This is a genomic window from Psychroserpens sp. (genome assembly GCF_036960315.1).
Taxonomy (GTDB): domain Bacteria; phylum Bacteroidota; class Bacteroidia; order Flavobacteriales; family Flavobacteriaceae; genus Psychroserpens.
Genome location: NZ_JBALVR010000007.1, coordinates 167,690 through 187,485, shown reverse-complemented (window position 1 = coordinate 187,485; position 19,796 = coordinate 167,690). Strand labels below are relative to the sequence as shown.

At 34.0% G+C, this 19,796-nt stretch carries 19 protein-coding genes; 15 read left to right on the top strand and 4 right to left on the bottom strand.

All coding sequences use genetic code 11. The annotated features are described in order from the left end of the window. Positions 1-6: 6 nt before the first annotated feature. The 3 genes from V7719_RS13140 to glmM all read right to left on the bottom strand — a co-directional run bounded on the left by V7719_RS13140 (position 7) and on the right by glmM (position 6,268). On the bottom strand, positions 7-3,036 hold the full coding sequence (locus tag V7719_RS13140) for a SusC/RagA family TonB-linked outer membrane protein (protein WP_335730381.1): 3,030 nt from the start codon (positions 3,034-3,036) through the stop codon (positions 7-9). A gap of 308 nt (positions 3,037-3,344) precedes the next feature. Then, entirely contained in the window at positions 3,345-4,853 is a 1,509-nt protein-coding gene (locus tag V7719_RS13135) for an aminotransferase class V-fold PLP-dependent enzyme (RefSeq protein ID WP_335730380.1), read from the bottom strand. Positions 4,854-4,879: 26 nt separating this feature from the next. Then, positions 4,880-6,268, bottom strand: a complete 1,389-nt coding sequence (gene glmM, locus V7719_RS13130) for a phosphoglucosamine mutase (protein ID WP_335730379.1) — start codon at positions 6,266-6,268, stop codon at positions 4,880-4,882. A gap of 74 nt (positions 6,269-6,342) precedes the next feature. On the opposite strand from glmM, the gene V7719_RS13125 reads away from it, so the two are divergent. From V7719_RS13125 to V7719_RS13070, 12 genes are all read left to right on the top strand, one after another. Next, positions 6,343-6,951 (top strand): acyl carrier protein phosphodiesterase, encoded by a 609-nt coding sequence (locus V7719_RS13125; RefSeq protein ID WP_335730378.1) that lies wholly within the window; start codon positions 6,343-6,345, stop codon positions 6,949-6,951. Then, positions 6,941-8,659, top strand: coding sequence for a gamma-glutamyltransferase (ggt, locus tag V7719_RS13120; RefSeq protein ID WP_335730377.1), 1,719 nt, complete (start codon positions 6,941-6,943; stop codon positions 8,657-8,659). The genes V7719_RS13125 and ggt overlap by 11 nt, the downstream gene beginning before the upstream one ends. A gap of 225 nt (positions 8,660-8,884) precedes the next feature. Next, positions 8,885-9,097: a hypothetical protein gene (locus V7719_RS13115; RefSeq protein WP_335730376.1), complete on the top strand. Its 213-nt coding sequence runs from the start codon at positions 8,885-8,887 to the stop codon at positions 9,095-9,097. A gap of 34 nt (positions 9,098-9,131) precedes the next feature. After that, positions 9,132-9,635 carry an RNA polymerase sigma factor gene (locus tag V7719_RS13110; RefSeq protein WP_335730375.1) on the top strand — a complete coding sequence of 168 codons (504 nt, stop codon included), beginning with the start codon at positions 9,132-9,134 and terminating at the stop codon, positions 9,633-9,635. Between the two features lies 1 nt (position 9,636). Further along, positions 9,637-10,278 carry a hypothetical protein gene (locus tag V7719_RS13105; RefSeq protein WP_335730374.1) on the top strand — a complete coding sequence of 214 codons (642 nt, stop codon included), beginning with the start codon at positions 9,637-9,639 and terminating at the stop codon, positions 10,276-10,278. Between the two features lie 10 nt (positions 10,279-10,288). Then, a complete protein-coding gene (locus tag V7719_RS13100; RefSeq protein WP_335730373.1) occupies positions 10,289-11,278 on the top strand; it encodes a peptidoglycan DD-metalloendopeptidase family protein in 990 nt (329 codons plus the stop codon). A gap of 21 nt (positions 11,279-11,299) precedes the next feature. Beyond that, a complete protein-coding gene (locus V7719_RS13095) occupies positions 11,300-11,713 on the top strand; it encodes an ester cyclase (RefSeq protein ID WP_335730372.1) in 414 nt (137 codons plus the stop codon). A 153-nt stretch (positions 11,714-11,866) separates the two neighbouring features. Continuing rightward, entirely contained in the window at positions 11,867-12,376 is a 510-nt protein-coding gene (locus tag V7719_RS13090; RefSeq protein WP_335730371.1) for a lactoylglutathione lyase family protein, read from the top strand. Positions 12,377-12,524: 148 nt separating this feature from the next. Continuing rightward, on the top strand, positions 12,525-12,767 hold the full coding sequence (locus V7719_RS13085) for a thioredoxin family protein (RefSeq protein ID WP_335730370.1): 243 nt from the start codon (positions 12,525-12,527) through the stop codon (positions 12,765-12,767). 14 nt (positions 12,768-12,781) lie between these two features. Then, positions 12,782-13,189 carry an OsmC family protein gene (locus V7719_RS13080; protein ID WP_335730369.1) on the top strand — a complete coding sequence of 136 codons (408 nt, stop codon included), beginning with the start codon at positions 12,782-12,784 and terminating at the stop codon, positions 13,187-13,189. After that, a complete protein-coding gene (locus V7719_RS13075; RefSeq protein WP_335730368.1) occupies positions 13,182-14,159 on the top strand; it encodes a permease in 978 nt (325 codons plus the stop codon). The genes V7719_RS13080 and V7719_RS13075 overlap by 8 nt, the downstream gene beginning before the upstream one ends. 84 nt (positions 14,160-14,243) lie before the next feature. Continuing rightward, complete coding sequence (locus V7719_RS13070; RefSeq protein ID WP_335730367.1) at positions 14,244-14,969, top strand: class I SAM-dependent methyltransferase; 726 nt, start codon at positions 14,244-14,246, stop codon at positions 14,967-14,969. A gap of 173 nt (positions 14,970-15,142) precedes the next feature. Here V7719_RS13070 and V7719_RS13065 read toward each other — a convergent pair whose 3' ends face one another. After that, positions 15,143-15,631 carry a YybH family protein gene (locus V7719_RS13065; protein WP_335730366.1) on the bottom strand — a complete coding sequence of 163 codons (489 nt, stop codon included), beginning with the start codon at positions 15,629-15,631 and terminating at the stop codon, positions 15,143-15,145. Positions 15,632-15,837: 206 nt separating this feature from the next. Between V7719_RS13065 and V7719_RS13060 the strand changes: the two genes are divergently transcribed. The 3 genes from V7719_RS13060 to V7719_RS13050 all read left to right on the top strand — a co-directional run bounded on the left by V7719_RS13060 (position 15,838) and on the right by V7719_RS13050 (position 19,703). After that, on the top strand, positions 15,838-17,364 hold the full coding sequence (locus V7719_RS13060) for an amidohydrolase family protein (RefSeq protein WP_335730365.1): 1,527 nt from the start codon (positions 15,838-15,840) through the stop codon (positions 17,362-17,364). A 398-nt stretch (positions 17,365-17,762) separates the two neighbouring features. Then, on the top strand, positions 17,763-18,731 hold the full coding sequence (locus tag V7719_RS13055; protein ID WP_335730364.1) for a hypothetical protein: 969 nt from the start codon (positions 17,763-17,765) through the stop codon (positions 18,729-18,731). Positions 18,732-18,884: 153 nt separating this feature from the next. Next, positions 18,885-19,703: a TylF/MycF/NovP-related O-methyltransferase gene (locus tag V7719_RS13050; protein WP_335730363.1), complete on the top strand. Its 819-nt coding sequence runs from the start codon at positions 18,885-18,887 to the stop codon at positions 19,701-19,703. Positions 19,704-19,796: the final 93 nt, after the last annotated feature.

Genomic DNA, 19,796 nt, shown 5'->3' with positions numbered 1-19,796 from the left:
AGTGTATTAAAATTTTAAGTTAACTCCTAATAAAAATGTTCTTGGGCTAGGATAAAACCCTTGATCTATTCCTCCACCAATCGGTGCTCCTGTAGAAGCTGTTGGATCATAACCTCTATATTTTGTTAAAGTAAACACATTACTAGCAGACACATATACACGTAGCTTATCTAGTTTTGAATTTTCAAGAAGCTTATTAAAGGTAAAACCAATTTGCACATTTTGTAAGCGTACAAACGATCCATCTTCAACAAAGTAATCTGAAAACAACCCGTTAGAAGTAGCACCTGTAGTCACTCTAGGATTTGAATTACTTGTTCCAGGCCCAGTCCATCTGTCTAAATAAGTAACACTTCTATTAGTTAATGGTTGATTACGCTCATAATTTCTTACTATTTCATTACCTATTGAAGCAAATGCATATGTAGAAAAATCAAAGTTTTTATAATCTATCGATAGATTAAGTCCCATTGTTGCATCTGGTATAGGATCTCCAAGATAGACCTTATCATCATCATCGATAATACCATCATCATTAATATCTACAAATCTAATATCTCCCGGAAGTACTTGTCCATTTATTGGTGTTCCAGCATCGATTTCGGCTTGAGTTTGGTAAATTCCATCAGTTTGAAAGCCTCTAAAATATCCTATTGGGTAGCCTGCTTCCATCCTTGAAGGTGGATCCTGACCAACACCAAAAGAACCTCCAGCAATAAAGCCTCCTTCTGTATTTACAGATAATACTTCATTATCTATGGCAGTAACATTATATCTGACACTTAATTTCAAATCATCAGTAATTTGATTTGTATAACCAATGGCAAATTCAAATCCTTTGTTTTCCACCTCTCCACCATTAACTACTGGTGGTCCAGCTCCTGGTGCTCCTACACCTAAAATACCAGAAACTTGAGGCACTACTAGTAAATCTTCTGTAGTTTTTTTAAAATAATCTGCTGTGATATCGAATTTGTTATCCAAGAATTTTATATCAATTCCAATATCAAAGGTTTTTTGTTTTTCCCAACGAATTTCTGGGTTAGCAACAGGTCCTAGTGCAGCTCCTGATATTATATTGTCATCAAAAACATAAGTACCTTCTCCATCTAATAAGGAAACAAATCCAAAGTCAGCAATTCTGTCATTACCAAGTATTCCATAAGATGCCCTTATCTTCAGAAAATCAATAGTATTATTGTTGCTCAAAAAGTCTTCATCTGAAATAATCCATCCTACTGATCCAGATGGGAAATACCCAAATCTGTTATCAGGTCCAAATCGTGTTGATCCATCTCGACGTATTACGGCAGAAAGCAAATACTTGCCCTTGTAGTTATATTGTACTCTAGAAAAATAAGATAATAATCTAGAATCAAATCTAGGATCAAATCCTATTTCCTGATTTATACTTTCAACATCTTGTGCAAGTTCAATACTTGCGTTTTCAACTCTATTACCCTCTATATCAAAACCTCTATTACCAGTAAATATCCCAGTAGTTTGAAATACAGAAGCACCTAATAAAACTTTTACATCATGAGTGTCATTAAAGACACGTTCGTATTTAAATAAAGCGTCAAACGTATAATCTCTAAAGATATTAAATGTTTCAATGACCTCACTTCTATCAATATTAAACACTTTACCACTACCAAAATTTGCTATTGGTCTAAACACTTTTCCTTTTACCTCAGCATAATTTGCCTGTATGTTGGTCTGAACTGTAAAGTGTTCTAAAAAGTTATATGACAAACCTGCATTACCACTTAATTTGTTCACTTTCGTTCTATCGAAAGTTCCATTCAATTGGGCTAAAGGGTTAATGACTTCATTACCCAAGCCTTCTGCAATTGTATAAGCTCCAGTATTATCTCGAACACTTTTTGTAGGATCCATATTTAAAGCATTAAATAGAATAGATCCCAGAGCAGATTCACTTAAATTTCTTTTGTTAGTATGTGTATGTATTAACCCAACATTAAATTTAAAATTATCAAGAAAGTCTAAAGTATAATTTCCTCTTTTTGTAAAACGACTAAAATTAGATCTATTACCTCCTACAATACCATCTTGAGATAAATATGAAGAACCGAAAGCATAAGTTGATTTTTCTTTACCTCCCTTAATTGTAATTGAGTGATTAAACATAGGAGCAGTCTCAAAAATCTTATCTTGCCAATCTGTTCCAACACCAATACTGGCAACATCTATAAATTGAGGGCCTTGTCCTCCTGCTGCAAAAGCCTCGTTAACTAGTAGCGCATATTCAGTACCATTTAGTACGGGAATCTTACGAGTAGTTTCTTGAAAACCACCATAAGCACTATATTCAACTGTTAATGGCATTTCCTTTCTTCCGCTTTTTGTTGTAATAAGAATTACACCATTAGCTGCTCGAACACCATAAATACCCGCTGTAGCATCTTTCAAAACGTTAATACTTTCAATGTCACTTGGATTAATTGTACTTAAATCTTCAATGACATTTCCGTCAACTAATATGAGTGGCCTACTATCTCCATTGGTTGAAACACCTCTAATACTAATTGTAGATGATGCACCAGGAGAACCAGAATTAGATGAAATGTTCACCCCTGCAACTTGACCCTGTAAAGCTTGTTCAACTCTTGTTGGTTTCAAGTTCTCTATTGTTTCTGAACTTACTACAGATACAGCTCCTGTAGTTTCTTTCTTTCTTTGGGTTCCATAACCTATAACTACAACTTCATCGAGAGATTCGGCGTCCTCAATCAATGAGATATTGATTGGGTTGTCATTGGTTACCACATACTCTAGATTTTTGTATCCAATATAGGAGAATACTAATGTAGAATTTATTGGAACACTAGAAATTGAAAAGTTACCATCAAAATCTGTAGAGGCTCCTTTTGCGGTGTCTTTTACCAGAACGTTTACGCCTGGTATGGGCTGTCCAGTTGTTTGATCTACAACTGTACCTTCTACTGTAACATCTTGAGCAAATGTCAACGATGTAAATAGTAAAAATAGTAATGATAAAAGTTTTGTTGTCATATGGCTGATTGTTTATAATCCAAACTTATCACATGATTTTAATAATTCAACAAGAAAAGCCCATACAATAAATATACATTCTCAAAAAAGTTAAGAAAAATTTATGATATCCTTAACAAAGCCAAGTGTTTCTATGAGCTTTAAGATAATAATATAATCGTCAATTACAACGGTGTAGTAGGGAGAAAGATAAATTGTTGTGGTAATGTATAGGCAAAAGTAAGCCTAAAGCCATTGTGTATTGTTTGATTTAAACAATATGAACAGTTTGACCTAGTAATTTTGTTAAAAAAACATTAAAATTAGGTTTAAAGTTTAAACCAAGACGCAATCAAATCATCATTAGAATCTGTTTTAGATATCATAGATTCATGCACAAATTCATTGGTTTCACCTTGATAGATATAGTCTTTAGACCACTTAAGATGATTTTTTGCCAACGCTTTAATGCTATCACAAACAAAAACAATATCTTCATTTGTTGTCGTTGGATGAATAGACATACGAATCCAACCTGGTTTACGAACTAAGTCTCCTATAGAAATTTGACTTGTAAGTTCGTTGCTCATATTCTGGTCTACATGTAAAAGAAAATGCCCATAAGTACCTGCACAACTACAACCGCCTCTGGTCTGGATGCCAAAGCGATCGTTTAATAATTTAACGCCTAAATTAAAGTGTAAATCCTCTATATAAAATGAAATCACACCTAGGCGGTCTTGATGCTGTCCGGCAAGAATTTTAATATTTTCGAATGAAGATAATTCTTTAAACAGATAAGAGACTAACTCATGCTCTCGCTTAAGAATATTATCAACTCCCATTTGCTCTTTGAGTTTAATAGACAAAGCTGCTTTTATCGTTTGCAAAAACCCAGGAGTTCCACCATCTTCCCTGTCTTCAATATTGTCAATATATTTATGTTCACCCCAAGGATTGGTCCAACTTACGGTTCCACCTCCTGGGCAATCAGGAATCATATTTTTATATAATTTCTTATTAAAAATCAACACACCAGATGTTCCTGGTCCACCTAAAAACTTATGAGGTGAAAAGAAAATGGCATCCAAACCCTGAAGTTCATTTTCAGGATGCATATCAATATCTACATAAGGTGCAGAACACGCAAAATCCACAAAGCAAACACCTCCGTTTCTATGCATTAATTCAGCAATATCATGATGTGGCGTCTGTAAACCTGTTACATTAGAGCCTCCAACAACTGAAGCTATTTTTATGGTGCAATCCTTATATTTTTCAAGGAGCACTTCTAGATTTTTTAAACTGAATAAGCCATCCTCTCCTGGCGGAATTATTTCAACCTTAGCAATAGTCTCTAACCAAGACGTCTGGTTAGAATGGTGCTCCATATGTGTTACAAATACCACTGGACGAATTTCGTCAGGAACAGAAGTGTATTTTCTGAGATTCTCTGGCACTTTTAATCCTAAGATTCTTTGGAATTTATTCACAACACCTGTCATTCCATTTCCTGAGACAATAAGCACATCATCTCCATTGCAATTCACATGGCTTTTAATAATATGTTTTGCTTCGTGATATGCTTTAGTCATTGCAGTACCAGAAACTGTTGTTTCGGTATGTGTATTGGCTACAAACGGACCAAACTCATTGCATAACTTTTCCTCGATAGGTCTGTATAATCGTCCGGAAGCAGTCCAATCGGTATAGATTATTTTTTTCCTTCCGAAAGGGGATTCAAATTCTTGGTCAATACCGATAATATGTTGTCTAAACTGATTGAAATACAATTCAAGTTCTGAAGGCTTAGCCATTGAAACTTCCTTAGAAATCATAGGGAAAAGATTATGAGTTAAAGATACTAAATATTTGCGATTGTCTTAATTTCTGAAATGATGCGGTTTGCCAAATCGTCTGCCTCTTTTTGGCTGGGCGCTTCCGTATAAATTCTAATAATTGGCTCCGTATTACTTTTTCTTAAATGAACCCATGAGTTGGCAAAGTCAATCTTAACACCATCAATTGTAGTCAGGTTTTCAAGAGCATACTTTTCTTCCATAGCTTTTAATAGTCCGTCAACATCCAATTCAGGTGTTAACTGAATTTTCTTTTTGCTCATAAAATAGCTAGGATAAGATGCTCTTAACTCACTAACTGTCATATTACCTTCAGCTAATAAACTCAAGAATAAAGCGACACCAACTAGGGCATCCCTTCCATAGTGAGACTCTGGATATATAATTCCTCCATTTCCTTCCCCACCAATAATGGCATTGTTTTTCTTCATTAAATTAACAACATTTACCTCTCCTACTGCACTCGCTTCATAAGTGCCGCCATGCTTTTCAGTAATATCCCGAAGTGCTCGCGTAGAACTCATATTACTCACTGTATTTCCAGGTGTCTTGCTTAATACATAATCTGCACAAGCAACCAAGGTATATTCTTCACCAAACATCTCACCTTTTTCATCCATGAATGCCAAACGATCTACATCTGGATCAACCACGATTCCGAAATCTGCACCTTCTGCAACGACTTCTTTTGATAAATCGGTTAAATGCTCTTTTAAAGGTTCTGGATTGTGTGGAAACTGACCATTAGGCTCACAATATAATTTTACAGGTTGCACACCCAAACGCTCTAATAACTGAGGGATGGCAATACCTCCTGTAGAGTTCACACCATCTACAACAACTTTAAAATTGGCTTTTTCAATAGCCCCTTTATTCACCAAATTCATAGCTAGGACTTCATCAATATGCATATCAATGTAAGCATCATTGACTGTAATTTCCCCCAAACTATCAACATCGGCAAAAGACATGTCTGGACCTTCAGCAATTTTTAAGATTTTCGCCCCTTCTTCTCCATTTAAAAATTCACCTTTCGCATCTAACAATTTAAGTGCATTCCATTGTTTCGGATTATGGCTAGCCGTTAGAATAATACCGCCATCAGCATGTTCCATAGGTACAGCAATTTCAACCGTAGGCGTAGTAGAAAGACCCAAATCAATCACATGAATTCCGAGACCAACTAAAGTGTTCATTACTAAATTCTGAATCATTTCTCCCGAAATTCGAGCATCTCGTCCAACAACAACTCTATAGTTTTCTTTGTTACGCTGTTGCTTTATCCATGTGCCATAAGCGGATGCGAACTTCACAGCATCGATAGGAGTTAAGTTTTCACCAACGTTGCCTCCAATGGTTCCTCGTATTCCTGATATTGATTTTATAAGTGTCATAAGCTGTTCATATTTTCAGCAAATATACTATTTCAAAATTGCAAATCTTAACTCACAATTCGTAAATTACACCTATGAATTTTCTAGCCCATATTTATCTCTCCAACAACGACGACCAAATAACGATTGGTAATTTTATTGCTGACGGAATTCGAGGAAAACGTTATAAAAAATTTCCTATCGAAATTCAAAAAGGCATCCTACTACATCGTCATATCGACACATTTACAGATGCACACCCAACCGTAAGACAGAGCACTAAGCGTTTACACAAGAACTATGGCCATTATAGTGGCGTGATTGTCGATATTTTATACGATCACTTTCTAGCCAAAAATTGGAAGCAATATTCTGAAACTCTACTTCCAGATTATATTGATAACTTTTATGATTTACTCGGAGAACATTTTGAAATACTTCCAACTCGAATCCAAAAGATGATGCCACATATGATTGCAGGCAATTGGTTATTGAGCTATGCAAAAATTGAAGGTATTCAACTAGTATTGGATGGCATGAACCGGAGAACCCAGAATAAATCGGGTATGAATACAGCTACAATTGAACTCAAAGAATTCTACACCGAATTTGAAACCGAATTCACTTCCTTTTTTGAAGAGCTTAGAGCTTTTGCTAAAAACACATTACAAGACATCGAAATACAGCTAGCAAATGAAAGTTAAAATTATATTTTTAATAATCGGTTTAAGCATTTTATCCTGCAAGACTGAGCCTAATTCAAAACATGGCCTCATCACTCAAAATGCTATGGTAGTTTCTGCTCGGGAAGAAGCATCAAAAATTGGAAGCGCTATTCTTGAACAAGGCGGTAATGCATTTGATGCGATGTTTGCTACCGAAATGGCACTTGCCGTCACCTACCCTTATGCTGGAAACCTTGGAGGTGGCGGATTTATGATCTATCGCCTAAATACTGGAGAAACTGGCGCATTGGACTATCGCGAAAAAGCACCTTTAGCTGCGAGTAGAGATATGTATTTGGATTCCCTCGGAAATGTGATTCCAAACAAAAGTACCGTTGGCGCTTATGCTGTTGGTGTTCCGGGAACTGTTGCAGGTATTTTTGCAGCACACGAAAAGTTTGGGAGTTTACCTATTGAAACACTACTTAAGCCTGTTATTGAACTTGCTGAAAACGGATTTACAGTTACCGAGAAACAGCATAAACGTTTCATAAAATATGATAGCATTTTCACTGTAGTTAATGGCAAACAAATACTCATAAATAAAGAGGTAGCTGCTCATTCAAACTTTAAAAATATTGCGCTTGCCAAAACACTAAAACGTATTTCGAAAAACGGTCGCGATGAATTCTATACAGGACAAACGGCAACACAATTGGTAGAATTCCTGAACCAACATGGTGGCATTATAACTGCGGAAGATTTGGTACAATACGAAGCCCAATGGCGGGAACCTGTTCGTTTTGAATATGATAATTTGAGTATCATCTCTATGTCGCCACCTTCTTCTGGCGGATTGTGTTTAGCGCAGATTATGAAAATGGTTGAACCTTATGATGTGAGTCAGTATGGTCCCAACTCCTTAGAAGCCATTCAAGTGATGGTTGAAGCTGAAAAACAAGCCTATGCAGATCGTAGCTATTATTTGGGTGATCCTGATTTTGTAAATATCCCAATCGATGATTTACTGGATGATAATTATCTTAATAACCGCATGCAGCACTTTTCATTTGAAAAAGCAACACCATCTGATGCCATTTCCTACGGAACACTTCCTAATTATACCATGGAAATATCTGAAACCATTCCATACCAAGAACATGAAGAAACCACGCACTACTCTATCGTTGACCAATTTGGAAATGCAGTCTCTGTCACTACAACACTCAACGGCGCTTTTGGATCTAAACTCTATACTGACGATTTAGGGTTTTTCTTGAATAACGAAATGGACGATTTCAGCAGTAAACCTGGAGTCCCAAATGTTTACGGACTCATAGGCGGAAAAGCCAATGCCATTGGACCACAAAAGCGCATGCTAAGTGCTATGACACCTACCATTGTAGAAAAAGACGGCAAACTTTATATGGTTGTTGGAACACCGGGAGGTTCAACAATTATAACGTCTGTATTTCAAACGATTTTAAACGTACATGAATTTGGAATGACCATGCAAGAAGCGGTTGATGCACCACGTTTTCACCACCAATGGTTACCAGACCAGATTCGTATGGAAGTAGATTACTTTTCAGACGATTTATTAAAACAACTCACTGCAAAAGGCTATTATATTAATAAAGAAGCGCCTCCAATAACAGCAAAGGTGGATGCCATTCTCATCTTAGATGATGGCACTTTAGAAGGTGGTGCCGATCATCGCGGTGATGATTCGGCTATAGGGTTTTGAAACTAAAGAAACCTTCAAATCAACAAATTAGAATAACATCAGACACTTGGGTCATCCAGAATAATTAAATGATAAAACCTTATATTATCCTGATATAACCAGTTGGCAGTAAATTAAATTCACACTTCTAAATAAAAACATTCTTTATTCTGTCATATTTTTAAAAAGCCTGTAACTAAAAGAATAGAGACACATTAAAACAGGTGTACATTAAATTTAAAGAATATGGAATATACTAAAAAAACAAAACAGTTTTTAAGCAATACAATAATCATCAACAGCCTTGTTTGGGCAACTGTAATGATTGTTTCGTACTTAATACTAGGTGACGCGTACGAGAAAATTAACTATATTTTATTGAGTGGATTTTTTATTGAGTTTTTAAGATACAATTCAGTAAAAAACAAATTGAATAAGACAGCATCAAAAAAAGACTAAGCTAACAACACCTTTTTTTGATATCTTTAAATACATGAGTAATTCACAAGAAACTTTTGAGCAACTACTAAAAGAGAACAAACATAAAATTTACAGAATTTGTAGAATTTATGCTGCTACTCCAATAGAACCAGAAGACCTTTTTCAGGAAGTAGTTTTTCAGATATGGAAATCACTACCAAATTTTAAAGGAAAGTCTTCTATAGATACTTGGGTGTATAGAATTGCACTTAATGTGTGCTTACGTTCTAAAATGAAACTAGACAAAAACAACCAGAAAACAACAAGGTTTGATGCCATTCACTTTAGGCAAGCAACAGAAACTATCGATCCTTTTGAAGAAGAGAAATTTAAATATTTAAAAGAATGCATTGCCACTTTAAATGAAAGTGACACTTCCATTGTTGTATTGTATTTAGATGAAATCTCATACAAAGAGATTGCAGAAATTACAGGACTATCAGAAAACCATGTTGCCGTAAAAATGAAGAGAATACGAAAGAAATTATTTGAATGTATTGCACCAAAAATCAATTAGTATGCTAGAACAAGAACTTAAAAATATCTGGAATAATTCTTCGAAAACAGCTCAGATAAGCATTGAGACTGATCGATTGGTAATGGAGTTTGACACAAAGATGACAAACGTTCAAAGGAAGATAAGAAAAAGAGATATAAGAGAGATTTCTGCATCTGTATTTGGCATACTAATTTTCAGCTTTTTTGCGTATGAAATTCCGTTTCCAATTACAAAATTCTCGTGTTTCTTATCTATTCTGTGGTTTGCTTACGTGATATACAAATTTAGACAATCAAATAAGCAAAATTCATCTGAGAATCTATCATTACCGCTTAAAGAGCAATTAACTCATAAAAAACAACTATTACAGTACCAACTAAAACTATTAAACTCTGCAGGCTATTGGTATGTTGGTCCTTCGTTTATTACAAACTTTATATTTATTATCGGCTTGGGAAATCCTACTGATTATAATTGGACTAACCAAATAGCAGAAAACCTACTACCACTAACAGTTAACGCTAAAGTAGGTACGATAATTGGCTTAGGATTCATTTACCTCCTTGTAATATGGGTCAACAAAATAGCCGCTAGAAAAGAAGTGCAACCAATTTTAAAAAACATCGAGCTTATTCAGCAACAACTGAACAACTCAAATTAATCAAATAACAATGAGAATATATATATTATTTATACTAACAATTCTACTTGCAAATACTGCGGTAGCTCAACAAGAAACTATTATTTCAAAGACCGTTGCTAACGAATTTCAAAAAAAATACAACAGCAATGATTATGAAGGTATTTTTACTATGTTCTCTAAAGAGATGAAAGCCTTTATGCCACATGATAAAACACTTGATTTTTTAAACACTTTAAATACACAAGCTGGCACTATCAAAAAAAGAACATTTATAAAATATCCGCAGACAAATGTAGCATTATACAAAACAACATTTGAACGTGCTATAGTGGCACTGTTTGTCTCTGTAGACGCAAATTCTAAGATTAATGGATTGATGGTAAAACCGTATGTAACAGAAAAATTACCTGAACTTAAAAGAAATAGCTCAAAACTTATATTACCCTTTAATGAAGAATGGACCGTTTTTTGGGGTGGAGATACCAAAGAGCAAAACTACCATGTTGCTTATAAATCTCAAAAAAATGCATTTGATTTAATAATTACTGATGCCGCTGGTAAAAGTCATAAAAACGACGGAACAAACAATGAAGATTATTATGCTTTTGGTAAAGAATTATTAGCGCCAGCAAATGGAGAAGTGGTATTGGTTGTAGACGGAATTAAAGACAACAAACCAGGAGTCTTGAACCCAAATTATGTACCTGGTAATACTGTAATCATAAAAACGAGTAACAACGAGTTCTTATTCTTTGCACATTTTAAACAACATTCTATAAAAGTGAAACAAGGACAAAAAGTACAACAAGGAGATTTACTAGGTTTGTGTGGGAATTCGGGTAATACTTCAGAACCACATTTACATTTTCATATTCAGAATGTAGAAGATATGAATATTGCTACAGGAGCAAAAGCATATTTTGAAGAAATTTTTGTTAATGGCAAAGTAAGGAACACCTATTCACCTGTTAAGAATGATAAAGTAAAAAACAAATATTACTTTCGCATCAAAGTGTAAGCGGAAACCTAAAAACAGCAAATGAACAAAGAAACATTTCTACGGGAATTTATGGACGAAATTTGGAATAAACAGAGTTTTGAAAAAGTTGAACAATATGTTCATAAAGAATATACAATTCACCTTGACACTACTGATCCTTGGGAAGGAAAAACCCTAACTCATGCCGAATTTAAAGAGCGATTGAAATTTTCATTCAATTCATTTCCAGATATAAATTTTGAAATTACATCTGCAATACCAGATGATAATCACGTTGCAGTAACTTGGATTCTAACAGGAACAAATCTTGGAATGATCGGAGAATATCTACCAACTAAAAAAGTCATTAACACAAAAGGAATGACTATTTATCATTTCAAAGACAATTTGATTAATGGCCACACTCAAGTTTTCGACAGAATAACTGTAATGCAACAATTAGGATTTATTTAAAAAAAACTATAGCCAACAGCCTTTATACCAATTCCTTGGTCTGTGTGCACTTGAAATCCCGAGCATCGAGATTCCTCAGGGTCATTTTCTTTTACTAACTTAGTTCCAACTAACCATACACAAACACGCTGTATACAATTTAGAACTAACATTATGAATAAAGCCAAATACCCAAGATCATTTTCACATATAGGAATTACAGTTCCTGACATTAATAAAGCTGTGGATTTTTACCGAGATGTAATGGGATGGTATGTAATTATGCCACCTTCAAAAGTCAAGAAGGAAAGTGATACAGCAATTGGACAAATGTGTATCGATGTTTTTGGTGAAGATTGGGAAGAATTCGAAATTGCTCATTTGTCAACCTCTGATGGAATTGGGATCGAATTATTTTCATTCCCTCACGGAGTTAAAGAAGCACAAGAGTTCAATCCGTTTAATACTGGATTATTTCATTTTTGCGTTCAAGATCCAGATATTGAAAATTTGACTAAAAAAATAGTTGAATATGGAGGAAAACAACGAATGCCTATAAGAGAATATTATCCGAATGAGAAACCTTATAAAATGGTTTATGTTCAAGACCCTTTCGGAATTGTATTTGAAATTTACACTCACAGTTATGAACTTACTTATTCTTCTGGAGCTTATCAGGAATAAAACTGCAGACAACAACGCGCCATAGACGAACACGTTAGCCACAAGTTGAGAAAATAATTCAAAACCAACACAAGGACATAAATTTATACAAGTGTGACCAAAGTCATATTTATACATAATTCACAATCTTATATTTGTTATAAGAATTATGAATAATATGACTATAATTAAAATACTTGGAACAGGATGTCCAAAATGTAAAACAATGACTAATATTGTTCAAGATGTAGTTTCTGAAAACAACATTGATGCGACAATTGAAAAAGTTGAGGATATAATGGAGATTATGAAGTTCAACGTAATGTCAACACCAGCATTGGTAATAGATAATGTAATTACAATAAAAGGTAGAGTGCCTTCCAAAGATGAAGTATTAGCACTTTTAAACTAATTACATCATATATTATGAATTATCATATCAAGGCTTCATCTAATTCAAATCAGGATGCCGTTGTTCATATAAAGCAATCAAATATAGATTTTGGGACGACTTCAAAGACTACTGAAACCTTGCCAAATCCTGCCGAACTATTCTTGAGTTCTTTTGCTGCCTGTATGCTGAAGAATGTTGAACGTTTTTCAGTTATGATGAAATTCACCTACACAAAAGCCTTTCTTGAAGTCAATGCCACGCGTCTTGAAAATCCACCAAGGATGGATCGCATCATTTACAATTTGACAATTTACAGCAATGATAAAAAACTGAATATTGCCTTACTGAAAAAGAATATTGAAAAGTTTGGCACCATCTACAATACCCTAAAACTGTCCTGTACCATTTCTGGCACTATTAGCAATATTGACAATGTTTAACTGGGTACAAAATATTGCAGATTGGTTTGTCTATGATGTCTTGAATTTAAACAAAGGGCAACACTTAGCAGAAGCCTTAAATTTCTTTATCTATGACACCACAAAGATTTTAATACTTCTTTTTATCGTTATATTTTTTATGGGAATCGTCAATAGCTACTTTCCCATAGACAAGGTTAAAAATTATTTATCAAGACATAAATTATACGGATTAGAATACCTGATGGCTAGTCTTTTTGGTGTGGTAACACCCTTTTGTTCTTGTTCATCAGTCCCTTTGTTTATCGGATTTGTGAGAGGTGGGATCCCATTGGGTGTAACCTTTTCATTTTTGATTACTTCACCTTTAGTCAATGAAGTTGCAATCGGCCTTTTTGTTGGTTTGTTCGGTATTAAAACAACCATTATTTATATAGTTAGTGGTATTTTGTTAGGTACTGTTTCTGGTGCAATCCTTCAAAAATTAAAATTGGAATCTTATTTAACACCTTGGGCAAAAGAAGTTTTGGTAACTGCACAAAAAGAGCAAGATGCCTTTATTGCCGAAAAGCAAACCCTAAAACAAAGGTTGCCCATAATTTGGCATGAAGTGCTTACAATCCTCAAAGGAATTATTCCTTATGTATTGGTTGGAATTGCCATTGGTGGATTGATGCATGGCTATATTCCGGAAGATTTTTTTGAAAAATACATGGATAAAGACAACCTATTTGCTGTGCCAATTGCGACCATTTTGGCGATTCCAATGTACTCTAACGCATCAGGAATACTTCCTGTAGTTCAGGTATTGGTTGCAAAAGGTATTCCCTTAGGTACTGCAATCGCCTTTATGATGGGAGTTGTTGGCTTGTCGTTACCAGAAGCAATGCTATTAAAGAAAGTAATGACCTTAAAACTGATTGCTATCTTTTTTGGTGTTGTAACACTCTGCATAATTATTTCGGGTTACTTGTTTAATATAATTTTATAATTTAGTAAACGAAAAAAGCCAGTGGGTAATAACGTTGGTGGTCATTTAAAAAACAACAGAAGCTTCAGAAAACACTAGTGAATTATGATCAAAGAGAAAATTATAAAAGCATATGAAAATTTAGCTGATGAATACAATGCTAAAATTGACTACAAACCTCATAACGCTTATTATGACCGTCCGAATACACTTAAATTAATGGGTGAAGTAAAAGACAAGTCTGTTCTTGATGCTGCTTGCGGACCAGGAAAGTATGCGGAAATATTAATTTCTAAAGGAGCTACTGTAACTGGATTTGATATTAGCCCTCGAATGATAGAATTAGCGAAAGAACGAAATAAAAATACAGGTTTTTTTTTCGTACAAGATTTAGCAACTCCATACGAGACACTGAATGATAATTCGTATGATATAATCGTTTGTGCATTAGCAATGCATTATATTGAAGATTGGAATTCCACAATTCAAGAATTTCATAGAGTTTTAAAAGATGATGGACAACTAATAATTTCGATTGAACACCCTTTTTTTGAATTTAACTATTTCAGCTCTACACAATATTTTAATACCGAAGCTGTGAAATGCATATGGAAAGGTTTTGGAAAACCTATTGAAGTTAATAGCTATAGAAGACCACTTGAATCATGTATACTGCCTTTAACAAGCAATGGCTTTTATATCGACAAGTTGATTGAACCTAAACCGACAAAGGAATTCGAAAAACATGACCCAAAGCATTATAAAGAGTTAATTGAGTTTCCTGCTTTTATGTGTATAAGAGCAATTCGAAAACCAAGTAAAGCTAACTAAAAAAACGAACTACCAACAACGTGTATAAATAATTACGTCTGAAATTCCTTTCGGACTTTCAGACGTAATAAATTAAGGGTTTTACCATTTTTGCTATCTCAGCTCTATCGCAACTAATTAGATGTAAACACGTTAGCAAAAATTTTTATATAATGCAATACCATTTTTTTAGCTTACATACCTGACTTGACAGGAGATGTAGTCGTACTCATATCTCGCACACAAATATATTTACCATCTCGTTTCTGGAAATAGGACATGTAATTTCCATTCTCCTGTTCATTACCAGAAGAATCGAATTCGGTCCAGGAACCAATCTCAATAGCAGTATTACCTTCAGCAAATAAGTCTACAACTTTATATACATTATAATTATCAGTTGTATCTTTTGCTATATCCTTTGCAATATTGTCTCTGATAGCTGCCCTACCTGAAAGTGGTTTTTTGTTTTGGCCATAACTTATGGCGTCGTCGCTGTAATATACAGCAACCGCATCAGCATCTTTTGCTTGTTGACCTGCGGCATAGGCATCTTCCATTGCTTGGATTTCGACCTTAGCCTTTTCCATATCAATGACTTCCTCTTTTTCTGTAGTTGCACAGGCCGAAAGAATTAAAGCCGTAAATACTAAAAATCCAAATAATCTAGTGTTTTTTCTCATAATAGTTATGTAAAGTGTTGGTTTAAAACTCAATATACAACTTATGCATTGGTAAAATGTAATTAATTACTTTTTTCATTAATTTAATTGTCCAAATCAATATTCCAAATACGTTTTATATGCTTTTAATAAATTACTCCCTAGTATATGTAACCTGAAATAATATACATCGTCTATACTTCCTAACTGACATATATTATTATAAAATGAAAAAATCATTACTAAAATTTCTAAAATATTTCGGGTATTTAATTTCACTATTAGTACTTTTTATTCTTGTCCTATTAATAATTCCAACGCCAAAACCACTAGAGCAAAAAAAAGAAAATGATAATTATATTATAACTAATGTAAACATCATAGATGTATTAAATGATTCTATAATATCTAATAAATCTATAGTCGTCGAAAATAATAGAATAACACAAATTAGTCCTGCAGACTCTATATTAAACCTAAGTAATTATAAAATTATAGATGCAAATAAAAAATACGCAATGGCTGGTTTATGGGATATGCATTCTCATTTAGCTCTTCAAGTTGCTCCGCAGACTGTGATGCCACTTCATATTGCGAATGGAGTTACAAACATTAGAGACATGCAAGGTGTGGTTAGCATTAATAAGGAAAGAAGATTATGGAGAGAGCAAATTGAATCTGGAAAATTATTAGGCCCAAGACTCATAGGATTCGCAGACGAAATTGTTGGCGATAATTATGACGAAAGGGATGTGACTAAAGTTGTAAATCGCTCAGCTAAAGACAAACGTACTTTTATAAAAATATATTCAAATATACTATCAGAAAGGTATTTTGAATTAGCAAAACAAGCCAAAAATCAAAACGTTGATTTTGCTGGCCATTATCCAGACGCAATAAATCCTATAGATGCATCTAATGCTGGACAACGTAGCTTTGAGCATGCGCATTTATTTATTGATTATAGCCATTCTGCTTCAAATAAGTCGCGTGAATATAATAGGAGTGTAAACCTAGGTGAAGAACCCGATGAAGCATTGTGGGTATCATATGAAGAAAGAATTGCCAATTTTGATTACAATAAATTTTATGAATTAGTTGATATTATGGTAAAAAATGAAACCTACTTCTGCCCTACTCATATTACCAAACGTTATGAGTCATCTGTACATAACGATGAATTCTTAAACGATGACAGAATAAAATATATTCCATACATATTGAAGAACATTTGGAAGGATGATATAAATGGAACAAAACAAAGTGATCAACAACTCCTAACCGATTTCTATAAAAAGGGATTAGAATTAACTGGTTTGGCACATAAAAGAGGTTTGAAAATTCTAGCAGGAACAGATTCTTACGACCCATATTCATTTCCTGGTTTCAGCTTACATAGTGAGCTTGAACAACTAGTGAAAGCAGGCTTATCGCCTGCAGAAGCTCTGGCCACAGCAACTATTAATCCTTCGGAATACTTTTCTCTTTCAAATGATTATGGAACGTTAGAAAAAGGAAAAGTAGCTGACATTCTTTTGCTTAATGAAAATCCATTAATCGATATAAAAAATTCTACTTCAATAGACATGCTATTTTTTAACGGAAGCTTATATAATCGTGAAGAATTGAATGGTTTTTTAAACTATGTAACGCAAAATGTTTCTGGTATTAAAGGACTGTCTATTAATGCAAAAATATTTTTTAGATTAATGAAAGATAACCGTCCATCTGCGAGAAACAATCAAGAAGATTAAAAAGACTTAAAACCATTGCAACCGAAATGTAAAAATGCGTAAAATTAATTGCTAGAGAGTACCTAATGATTACACGGAATTTCTACTACAAATTGCTATCTTTAGATTATTAGAAAAACAGTAAAAACAGCCTTGCTCCTTTTCCAACACTTTCTGCCTGCCTATCGGTTAGTTCGGCAAAACAAAATTAGTCAAAAGACTGTCACACAACTAGCCATACACGAGCACTTTAGCAATAATTTATTCAAGGCGAAAATTTTACTAGCTTATTATCTGGCCTACTTTTTAAAATGATTGGGAAAGACACCGAAAATGGATTTAATAATATGAACTTGGCTCTTAAGAAAACTGTAGAAAAATAAATCTTTATCTGGCTAATCAAAACAAGCATTAATATAATGAAACATTTACTCATCTTAATAATATCTATAGCAGCTTCTAATTTGTGCTATTGCCAAAAACAAGAACCAACCGTAGAAGCCGAATTTGATACGATATTTAATTTTCAATTTGAATCTTTAAAAAACAAGCATAACAAAAAAATTCTTATTGATGAGTCACACAACACAATCTATTCGCTGCCTTATGGAAAAAAAACAGCCAGAGAAATGTTAAGAATCATGAGTGAAGATGGATTTGATGTTCAATTTACCGATAAAGTTCTAGATTCAATTAATCTAAATAATCATAAACCAGATATTTTAATTCTTCATGGTATGCCTAACGATAAAATAATATTGAATAGTGGTGAAAAAAACGAGATCCTTTATAAATCTCCATTAGTTCAAAATGAGGTAGTTGGTATTGGGAAGTATGTGTACAATGGAGGAAGCCTGCTAATTTTTTTAAGTCATCATCCAGGAGGCAGTGGAGCTTTACCCCTTTTAGAAGCATTCAATGTGAAATTTAGAGATGGATATGCTAACCACCCTAAATCTCCCGGATATAACTGTAGCGTCTGTAGCCAGTTTATTATGACTACAGAGAATGGTATGATAAACACAAACCACCCTATATTCACAAGTCGATTATCTGATGAGCTATTACCTAAAACGGTAAAATTTTTATGTGGCGCAGCAGTGTTTAGAAATCCGGAGGATAGTGTCTTACCACTCCCTAACAATACAACAAACTATACGCGATCGTCTGAAGGTTTAAATATTGAAGAATCTTCGGATTCATATTCTGGAATGATTGGTTTTGAATATGGAAAAGGCAGAGTTATTGTTGCTACAGACCAAGGAATGTTTAGAAGTCTAGATTTACTGTTGGATGGAGAAAAAATTCCAGTTACAATTCATGACCCTGATTGTGATAATGCAGAGCTATTTTTAAATTGCATTCGATGGTTAGGTAAATTACAATAGTAAAAGTTATTGCCAACACCGTGTATAGTAAATTGCTTGGTCTGTGTGTACTCGGAACATCCTAAGAATTTTCCTCTGGTGCGTTTTCTTTTACTAACTTAGTCTATCCAAAAACAACACGCGAAACACAAACACGTTGACAATAATCCAAACATGAAAACATTAAAAAAAATCATGAGAACCATTTTCAATAGATTTGGATTAGACGTAGTCAGATCAAATAGTTTTAAGGGAGATATATATGCACTGAATAACAATTTTGAGGAATTACTTTTGAATTATGAAAATCTTTTCGGTGAGAAATTCGGTAAAATACCTGCAAATAAAATTCGCACTGAACTTATGAAAGACTTATCGGGAACTCCTCCTTCAGAAGCTTATTTTATAATCCATTCATTGTATCAAACGAGAAATATCGAAGGGGATATTTGTGAATTCGGTGTTGCACAGGGAAAAACCTCTCAACTCATTGCCAATGAAATGAAAGATGGAACTAAAAAATTACATTTATTTGATTCTTTTCAAGGTCTTCCCGAACCCACAGAAAAAGACATCCTTAAAGATGATATCTTCAATCTAGGCAGTATGAAAGCTTATGCCGGCACTATTAGCATCTCAGAAAGCTTGGTTAGGAATGGTTTGGAAAAAATACAATACTCAGAAAACAGATTTGTTATCCATAAAAGTTTTATTGAAGAATTAATAAAGAGAAAACTTGAATTATTCCCAACCGCTGTTTCATTTGCTTATATAGATTTTGACTTTTATGAACCAACCCAAATTGCTTTAGATTTCCTACATGGAGTTACAAAAAAAGGAGCAATTTTAATGGTTGATGATTATGATTTCTTTTCAACTGGAGCAAAGACTGCTGTTGACGAGTTTGTAAAAAAATATCATAGTATATATGACATATTTATTCCGGAAAAAACATTTGGACACTTTGCGGTATTGTCGAAATTACAAGACTAAAACATTGATCACACTTTGCATAGTTTATTACTTCTGATTTTACTTTGATTCTCATTTTAACATCCCCAAGAAAAAATCGTTTCATCTATTTTG

What these genes read in the sequence shown, in the direction of transcription:
- V7719_RS13050 (WP_335730363.1), top strand. Translation starts at nt 18,885, where the DNA reads ATGAAAACATTAAAAAAAATCATGAGAACCATTTTCAATAGATTTGGA.
- V7719_RS13060 (WP_335730365.1), top strand. Translation starts at nt 15,838, where the DNA reads ATGAAAAAATCATTACTAAAATTTCTAAAATATTTCGGGTATTTAATT.
- ggt (WP_335730377.1), top strand. Translation starts at nt 6,941, where the DNA reads ATGAAAGTTAAAATTATATTTTTAATAATCGGTTTAAGCATTTTATCC.
- V7719_RS13085 (WP_335730370.1), top strand. Translation starts at nt 12,525, where the DNA reads ATGAATAATATGACTATAATTAAAATACTTGGAACAGGATGTCCAAAA.
- V7719_RS13065 (WP_335730366.1), bottom strand. Translation starts at nt 15,631, where the DNA reads ATGAGAAAAAACACTAGATTATTTGGATTTTTAGTATTTACGGCTTTA.
- V7719_RS13090 (WP_335730371.1), top strand. Translation starts at nt 11,867, where the DNA reads ATGAATAAAGCCAAATACCCAAGATCATTTTCACATATAGGAATTACA.
- V7719_RS13080 (WP_335730369.1), top strand. Translation starts at nt 12,782, where the DNA reads ATGAATTATCATATCAAGGCTTCATCTAATTCAAATCAGGATGCCGTT.
- V7719_RS13070 (WP_335730367.1), top strand. Translation starts at nt 14,244, where the DNA reads ATGATCAAAGAGAAAATTATAAAAGCATATGAAAATTTAGCTGATGAA.
- V7719_RS13135 (WP_335730380.1), bottom strand. Translation starts at nt 4,853, where the DNA reads ATGATTTCTAAGGAAGTTTCAATGGCTAAGCCTTCAGAACTTGAATTG.
- glmM (WP_335730379.1), bottom strand. Translation starts at nt 6,268, where the DNA reads ATGACACTTATAAAATCAATATCAGGAATACGAGGAACCATTGGAGGC.
- V7719_RS13100 (WP_335730373.1), top strand. Translation starts at nt 10,289, where the DNA reads ATGAGAATATATATATTATTTATACTAACAATTCTACTTGCAAATACT.
- V7719_RS13140 (WP_335730381.1), bottom strand. Translation starts at nt 3,036, where the DNA reads ATGACAACAAAACTTTTATCATTACTATTTTTACTATTTACATCGTTG.
- V7719_RS13115 (WP_335730376.1), top strand. Translation starts at nt 8,885, where the DNA reads ATGGAATATACTAAAAAAACAAAACAGTTTTTAAGCAATACAATAATC.
- V7719_RS13110 (WP_335730375.1), top strand. Translation starts at nt 9,132, where the DNA reads ATGAGTAATTCACAAGAAACTTTTGAGCAACTACTAAAAGAGAACAAA.
- V7719_RS13125 (WP_335730378.1), top strand. Translation starts at nt 6,343, where the DNA reads ATGAATTTTCTAGCCCATATTTATCTCTCCAACAACGACGACCAAATA.
- V7719_RS13105 (WP_335730374.1), top strand. Translation starts at nt 9,637, where the DNA reads ATGCTAGAACAAGAACTTAAAAATATCTGGAATAATTCTTCGAAAACA.
- V7719_RS13095 (WP_335730372.1), top strand. Translation starts at nt 11,300, where the DNA reads ATGAACAAAGAAACATTTCTACGGGAATTTATGGACGAAATTTGGAAT.
- V7719_RS13055 (WP_335730364.1), top strand. Translation starts at nt 17,763, where the DNA reads ATGAAACATTTACTCATCTTAATAATATCTATAGCAGCTTCTAATTTG.
- V7719_RS13075 (WP_335730368.1), top strand. Translation starts at nt 13,182, where the DNA reads ATGTTTAACTGGGTACAAAATATTGCAGATTGGTTTGTCTATGATGTC.